General features: G+C 75.6%; 7 protein-coding genes. 4 read left to right on the forward strand and 3 right to left on the reverse strand.

Annotated features, from left to right (window positions below):
• Positions 1-118: 118 nt before the first annotated feature.
• On the forward strand, positions 119-1,093 hold the full coding sequence (locus tag GQS09_RS26215) for a phosphotransferase (protein ID WP_165990025.1): 975 nt from the start codon (positions 119-121) through the stop codon (positions 1,091-1,093).
• 28 nt (positions 1,094-1,121) lie between these two features.
• On the opposite strand, the gene GQS09_RS26220 is transcribed toward GQS09_RS26215, so the two are convergent.
• On the reverse strand, positions 1,122-1,850 hold the full coding sequence (locus GQS09_RS26220) for an SDR family NAD(P)-dependent oxidoreductase (protein ID WP_165990026.1): 729 nt from the start codon (positions 1,848-1,850) through the stop codon (positions 1,122-1,124).
• Between the two features lie 101 nt (positions 1,851-1,951).
• On the opposite strand from GQS09_RS26220, the gene GQS09_RS26225 reads away from it, so the two are divergent.
• A complete protein-coding gene (locus GQS09_RS26225) occupies positions 1,952-2,485 on the forward strand; it encodes an orotate phosphoribosyltransferase (RefSeq protein WP_165990027.1) in 534 nt (177 codons plus the stop codon).
• Positions 2,486-2,518: 33 nt separating this feature from the next.
• Here GQS09_RS26225 and GQS09_RS26230 read toward each other — a convergent pair whose 3' ends face one another.
• Both GQS09_RS26230 and GQS09_RS26235 read right to left on the reverse strand, forming a co-directional pair.
• A complete protein-coding gene (locus GQS09_RS26230) occupies positions 2,519-3,532 on the reverse strand; it encodes an aminoglycoside phosphotransferase family protein (protein ID WP_165990028.1) in 1,014 nt (337 codons plus the stop codon).
• A complete protein-coding gene (locus tag GQS09_RS26235) occupies positions 3,529-4,797 on the reverse strand; it encodes an aspartate aminotransferase family protein (protein ID WP_165990029.1) in 1,269 nt (422 codons plus the stop codon). Before GQS09_RS26235 ends, GQS09_RS26230 begins: the two co-directional genes overlap by 4 nt.
• 124 nt (positions 4,798-4,921) lie before the next feature.
• Here GQS09_RS26235 and GQS09_RS26240 point away from each other — a divergent pair, with 124 nt between their 5' ends.
• Positions 4,922-6,190: a 3-dehydroquinate synthase gene (locus GQS09_RS26240; RefSeq protein ID WP_165990030.1), complete on the forward strand. Its 1,269-nt coding sequence runs from the start codon at positions 4,922-4,924 to the stop codon at positions 6,188-6,190.
• Positions 6,172-6,393: hypothetical protein (locus GQS09_RS26245; RefSeq protein WP_399552606.1), on the forward strand; the 222-nt coding region annotated here is incomplete at its 3' end. The genes GQS09_RS26240 and GQS09_RS26245, both read left to right, overlap by 19 nt.

Here is a 6,393-nt window from a genome sequence, read left to right on the forward strand (position 1 = left end):
ACGGGCGGGGCGGGCCGGGCCGCACTAGCATGGCGGCTGCCGGTTTCCGCCCCGGGGCGGGAAGCCCGGGCGGGCGGACCGGCGGTTTCCGCAGTACGGCGGCGGAAGGGCGGCGGCCGTGGCGCACGATCCGGCGGCGGGGCAGGCACGGCGGTCGGTTCCGCCCGGGGCCGGGGCCGGGGCCGGGGCGGCCTCCGCGGCGGGCGCCGTGCGGGAACTCTTCGACCCTCCCGTGCTGGAGCTGGCCGAAGTGGTCCCGGACTCCGGGGAGCACGGCAGCCTGGTGTTCCGGGTCCGCACCGCCCGCGAGCACGTCATCGCCCGTACCTTCCGGCTGCCCGAGGCGACCGGCCCGTTCTGGGGCACGCTGCGCACGCTGTTCGGGACCAACCCGCTCGACGTGTCCGAGGTCGTGGCGGCGCACCGTCTGCTGGGCCCGGTGAGCCCGATTCCGGTGCCGGGAGTGCTGCGGGTCCGGACGGCCGGGAGCCGCGGCTGGGTCGTGGTGGAACTGATGCCGGGCAGCCGGCTCCGGACGTTCGCCGAGCTGTCCGACGGGGGCCTGGCGGAGTTCGGCCGGTCCCTGGCCGGTATCCATGCGCGGGCGTCCGGCAGTCTGGGCACTCCCTCGGGATCGGTGCGGTTCGCTCCCGGCGCGTTCCCCGGGCGCCTGGCGGCCGTCCTGCGGGGGGCGGCGGGGAAGCGTGCCGGGGGCACCGGGCCGGGCTCCGGGGGAGATTCCGGCTGGGAGGCCGTGGCCGCCGCGGCGGCGGCCCTGCCGCCGCCGGAGGCGGGCGTCCCGGTGATGCCGGACATCTCCCCGGGGCAGTTCCTCCGGCGCCGGGGGCGGATCACCGCCATGGTCGATGTCGACGCCTATGTCCTGGGCCCGCGGGAGCTCGATCTGGTGTTCCTGGAGTTCTTCGTCGACGACCGGGCGGCGGCGCTGATCGCGCGCGGCTACCGGGACGTGCTGCCGTTCCCGCGGCTGGCCCGGGTGCGTGCGGTGTACCGGCGGCTGGGCCGGCTGCTGCGGATCAGGGAGGATCTCGGTCCCGGTGAGTGGCCGGCCTGGCCGGAGTTCTTCCGGTGAGCCGGTGCGGCGGGGCCGGGAAGCGGGCTCAGCGCCGCCGCACGTCCACCACCTCCCCGGAGGGGTGGTCCTGCGCCAGCAGGTCCCAGATGGCGCGTGCCACCTGATCCGGGTCCGCCAGGGCGCCGGACGCGTGCCGCCGCCGGAACTGGCCGGCCTCCGGGAAGTCCCGGTCGTCGGACGCGCGGATGCGTGCCTGCATGGGGGTGTCCACGGCGCCGGGGTTCACGGCCAGGATCCGGCAGCCGCCGCCGCGGGCCCGGCGCTGTTCGGCGCCGGCGGTCCGCACCCACTGGTCGAGCGCGGCCTTGCCGGCGCAGTAGCCGGACACCCCCTCGGCGGGTCTGCTCGCCAGCCCGGAGGAGATCAGCAGCAGGTGCCGGGCGCAGTCCAGACCGGCGCCGGCCGCCAGGAACGCGTGTCCGAGTGCCTGCGGCGCCGCGGAGTTCAGCAGGACGCCGGACCGGTAGGCCGCCGAGTCCGCCGCTCCGGCGAAGCCGACCGGCTCCAGCGTGGAGGCGCAGTGGACGAAGACGGCCCGGCTGCCGCGGAATCCGGCGAGGTCGCTGCGGAACCGGTCCTCCACCTCCGCCCAGGACCGGGGATCGGCCAGGTCGGCGCGCAGGTGCGCACCGTTCGGCGGCCCGGGGGAGCGGGAGATGCCGGTGATCCGGGCGTTGTCGAAGGGAACGTGCCGGGCGAGCGCCGCCCCGATCCCCGAGGAGGCTCCGCTGATCCACACCAGGCTGTCATTCATATGCATAATCATAGCGTGATGACATCATCACCCTGCGTCGTGAAGCGAGGGGCCGGGACCGTCCGGCACCCGGACGCGGCCGGACCCCCGAAGGAGGACCCGTGAACGATGCCCCCGCGCGCGCCCTGGCCGCGCGCATCTACCAGCACGCCCATCTCACCGGCGATTTCGTGCTCAGCAACGGTGAGCGGAGCAGGGAGTACTTCGAGTGCTACGCCTGGCAGTCCGATCCGGCGCTGCTGCGCGAGGTGGCCGAGCGGATGACCGCGCTGCTGCCCGCGGACACCGAGGTGATCAGCGGCCCGGACCTCGGCGGGGTGCCGCTGACCGTGCTGCTCTCGCAGATCACCGGCCTGCCGGCCGCCTTCGTCCGGAAGCAGCCCAGGGACTACGGCACCCGCAGGCTCGTGGAGGGGGCCGAGGTCTCCGGCCGCCGGGTCGCGGTGGTGGAGCCCGCCATCAAGACGGGCAGGTTCGTCATGGGCACCTGCGAGGGGCTCAGCGGCGCGGGAGCCGAGGTGAACCGGGTGATCTGCGCGGTCGACCGGCAGCACGGGGCGCCCGAACGGCTGGCGGCCAAGGGCTGGGAGTTCGCCTCGCTGTTCACCCTGCGGGAGCTGGCCGAGGCCCGGTGAGCGTCCGCCGGGGGCGGGACGGCCGCGGACGGCTCACCGGCCGGACGCGGCCGCCGCGGCGGCGTCCTGCAGCCCGGCGAGGGTGTCGAGGTGCGCCTCCAGAGCGGCCGGCTCCAGGGTGACCCCCCGGGGCAGCGGTGAGGGGCAGCCCAGCTGCCACAGGCTGCGCAGCACGGCGCAGTGCGCCAGCGCGCCGCGGAGCGCGCGGACGCCCGGCGGTGCCGGGGCGTGCCGGGCGAACTCCTCCCGGTATGCCGCCAGCAGCAGCTCCCGCACGGCCTCCCGGCCGGTGAGGAGCTTGCCCAGATCCCATGCCCCGGGCCCGATGGCCGCCCACTCCCAGTCCACCGGGCGGACCCGGGAACCGCCGTGCTGCACCAGGAGGTTGTGGCCGGCCAGATCGCCGTGGACGAGGGTGCGGGGCTGGGCCGCGAGCGCCCGCACCGTCCCGGGCAGCCGGCCCGCCAGCCGGTCGAAGCGGGCCAGCAGCGCCGGCCGGGCCACCGTGGCGATCCGCCGCCGTGCGGCCGACACCAGCAGGTCGCAGCCGGCCGTCCCGTGCTCGCCCAGGCAGCCGAGACCGCGCAGCCGGGTCTCGCGGCCCTGGAAGGCGGCGTGCATCCGGGCCGCCCAGCGCACGGCGGCCAGCGCTCCGCGGACGCCGCAGCTGTCCAGGTCCCGGCGGCCGACGTCCTCCAGCAGCAGCCAGTAGCGCCCGGTGGCCGGATCGCACAGCGAGGCGTACAGCCGGGGGGCGTCCAGCGCGCCGCCGGCCAGCAGCCCGCGGTAGACCCGCACCTCGCGGCCCGGGTCGATGCCGGGCTGGCGGCGCAGGCGTTTGAAGACCGTGTCCAGCCGCCGGCCGCCGGCGAGGGTGAGCCGGAGCCGGTGCACGGAGTGCGTGCTGCGCACGGCGGCAAAGCGTTCCTCGGCCGCGGTGACCGCCGCCGGCCCGTCCGGAAGCCGTACCCGCACCGTTTCCAGCAGGCGGAGCAGGTCCGCGGCGACCGGGCCGGGGCGGGCGGTGCGCGGCCGGGCGGATCTCACAGCGCGGCCACCGCGTCGGCGAACCGGTCGGCCACCAGATGTGCGTCCTCCTCGGTCAGGATCAGCGGGGGACGCAGCTCGATCACATTGCCCTGGCCGTGCTCGGAGACCCGGGTGATGATGCCGCGGGCGGACAGGGCCCGGTTGCAGGCGTGGGCCAGCGGCGAGGAGCGCCCCCCGTCCGCGTCGACGAACTCCACGCCCAGCATCAGGCCGGCCCCGCGGACGTCCCCGATGCAGGGGTGGCCGTCCTGGAGGGCGCGCAGCCGCTCCAGCAGCACGGCCCCGGTGGCGCGCACCCGGGCCAGGAACTCCGGCTGCCGCACGATCTCCAGGGTGGCCACCGCGGCGGCGGCGGAGAGGTTGTGGCCGCCGTGGGTGAAGCCGTGCAGGGAACGCTCCATGCCGGTGAGCCGTTCCTCGGTGAGGATGGCGGCCAGGGGCAGCCCGATGCCGGTGAGGCCCTTGGAGACGGTCATCATGTGCGGCGCCACCCCGAAGCAGTCGGCGGCGAAGAGATGGCCGGTCCGGCCGAAGGCGGTCTGCATCTCGTCGAAGATCAGCAGGATGCCGCGCTCGTCGCAGAACTCGCGCAGCCGGGCCAGATAGCCGTCGGGCGGCACCACATTGCCGCCGACCCCGCTGATCGGTTCGATGATCATGGCGGCCACGCTGCCGGAGCCGGCGTAGGTGAGGAAGTCGTCCATGCGGTCGACGCACAGGAAGCCGCAGTCGCGCGGCGACTGCCGGTAGAAGCAGCGGTAGCAGTAGGGGTCGGGGACGTGCAGCGCGCCGGGGAAGCGGTGCGGGAACGGCGCGCGCATCCTGGCCAGGCCGTTGTATCCCGACATGGCCAGGGTCTGGCCGACCTGGGCGCGGAAGGGCACGAGCACATCCCGCTTGCCGGTGATCAGCTGGGCGATCTTCACCGCGCCCTCGTTGGCGGTGGACCCGCCGGAGCTGCGCAGGTTGACCCGGGTGAGGTTGGGCGGGCTGAGCCGGACCAGCAGCTCCATCACCCGGTTGGTGGCGTCGGTCTGGAACGCGGAGCCGGCGAAGATCAGTCCGTCGAGCTGCTCCCGCACGGCCGCCGTGACCGCCGGGTGGTTGTGGCCGAGCAGCAGATTGAACGTCCCGGAGACGCAGTCCAGGTACTCCCGGCCCTCGGCGTCCCACACCCGCACGCCCTCGCCGCGGGTGAGGCGGATGTCGCCCAGCTCGTAGTACGCGAACCGTGACGGATCGGAGACGGAGTCGGTCTGCATGGGTGTCCTCCGGGCGCATACGGGGGCGCGGCGGGACCGGCCGGTCGCCGCGGTGGCCCACGGGAGAGGCTGGTCACTCTCCGAGATGATATGAATACCATATGTCACCGACGAGGGAGGTGCGATGCCACGATCCACTGCGCGGAGCGACGGTTCCGGCCCGCCCGGGACACCGCCGCACCGCGGCGGGGCGGCCGGACCGCACGCCGCCGTGCGCCACCGCGACCGGCTGCCGCTGCCGCAGGGTTCCGCCGAGCTCACCGTGCGGGTGCGGCGCGAGGACAGCTACCGCATCCATGTCGTGCCCGGCCCGGACGCCGCGCTCCGGGCGCTCCGGGCCGAGTTGGACGGACGCCGCGCCGCGCTGGTCACGGACCCGGTCGTGCGGGAGCTGCACGGCCGGCCGCTGGCCGCGGCGCTGCGGGAGCACGGCCAGCTCGCCGGCAGCACCACCGTCGAGCCGGGCGAGCGCGGCAAACACCTGCGGACCGGGTGCCGGCTGCTGGACTGGCTGGCCCGCACCGGGCTGACCCGCCGGGACGTGCTCGTCGCCGTGGGCGGCGGAGCCCTGGTGGACACGGTCGGCTGGGTGGCCGGCGCCTACATGCGCGGAGTGCCCTACATCAACGTGCCCACCACCCTGCTGGGCCAGGTGGACGCCGGGATCGGCGGCAAGGTCGCGGTGAACCACTCCAGCGCCAAGAACCTGATCGGGGCCTTCTACCAGCCCCTCGCGGTGATCTCCTGCCTGGCGTACCTGGACACGCTCGACACCCGGCACCTGCGCGCGGGCCTGGCCGAGGTCGTCAAGAAGGCGGTGATCGCCTCGCCGGACCTCTTCGCCTTCCTGGAGAAGCGGGCCGCGGAACTGCTGGCGGGCCCCGGGCCGCACCGGGAGACCCTGGTCCGGGCGGCCAGCGCCGTCAAGGCCGAGCTGATCGGCCGGGACCCGTACGAGCAGGACCTGCGCCGGCCGCTGAACTTCGGCCACACCCTGGGGCACGCGGTGGAGACCGCCACCGGGTACGGCCCGGTGCTGCACGGCGAGGCGGTCGCCTTCGGCATGGCCGCCGCGGTGCGCATCGCGCGGGCCCGGGAGCTGATCGCCGCCGGCACGGCGGACCGGGTGACCGGCCTGCTCCGCACGCTGGGCCTGCCGGTCCGGCTGGGGGACCTGCCCGCCGTGCCGGACATCGGGGACATGCTGGCCGCGCTGGAGAAGATCCGGCAGATCCGGGACGGCAGCCTGCGGTTCGTCCTTCCCGAGGACCTCGGCGCGACCGTGATCGTCGACGATGTCACGGAGGCCGAGATCCTGCGGGCCCTCGACCCGGCCGGGCCGGCCGGACCGGCACCGGCCGCGGGAGGCGTGCCGTGTTCCGCTGGGGGATAGACGCGGGCGGCAGCTCCACCACGGTGCTCACCTCGGACGGCCGGCGGTGGACCCGCGGCTCGGTCAACCCCAGCTCGGTCGGCGCCGCCGCGGCCGACGGCACACTGCGCGGCCTGTTCCGCGAGCTGGCCGGACAGGCGGCCGGCCGGCCCGCCGCCGGCTGGGTGGCCACCGCGGCCTTCGACGCGGCCCGCGGGGGCGGC

The sequence above is a fragment of the Streptomyces sp. YIM 98790 genome (genome assembly GCF_011421595.1).
Taxonomy (GTDB): Bacteria; Actinomycetota; Actinomycetes; order Streptomycetales; family Streptomycetaceae; genus Streptomyces.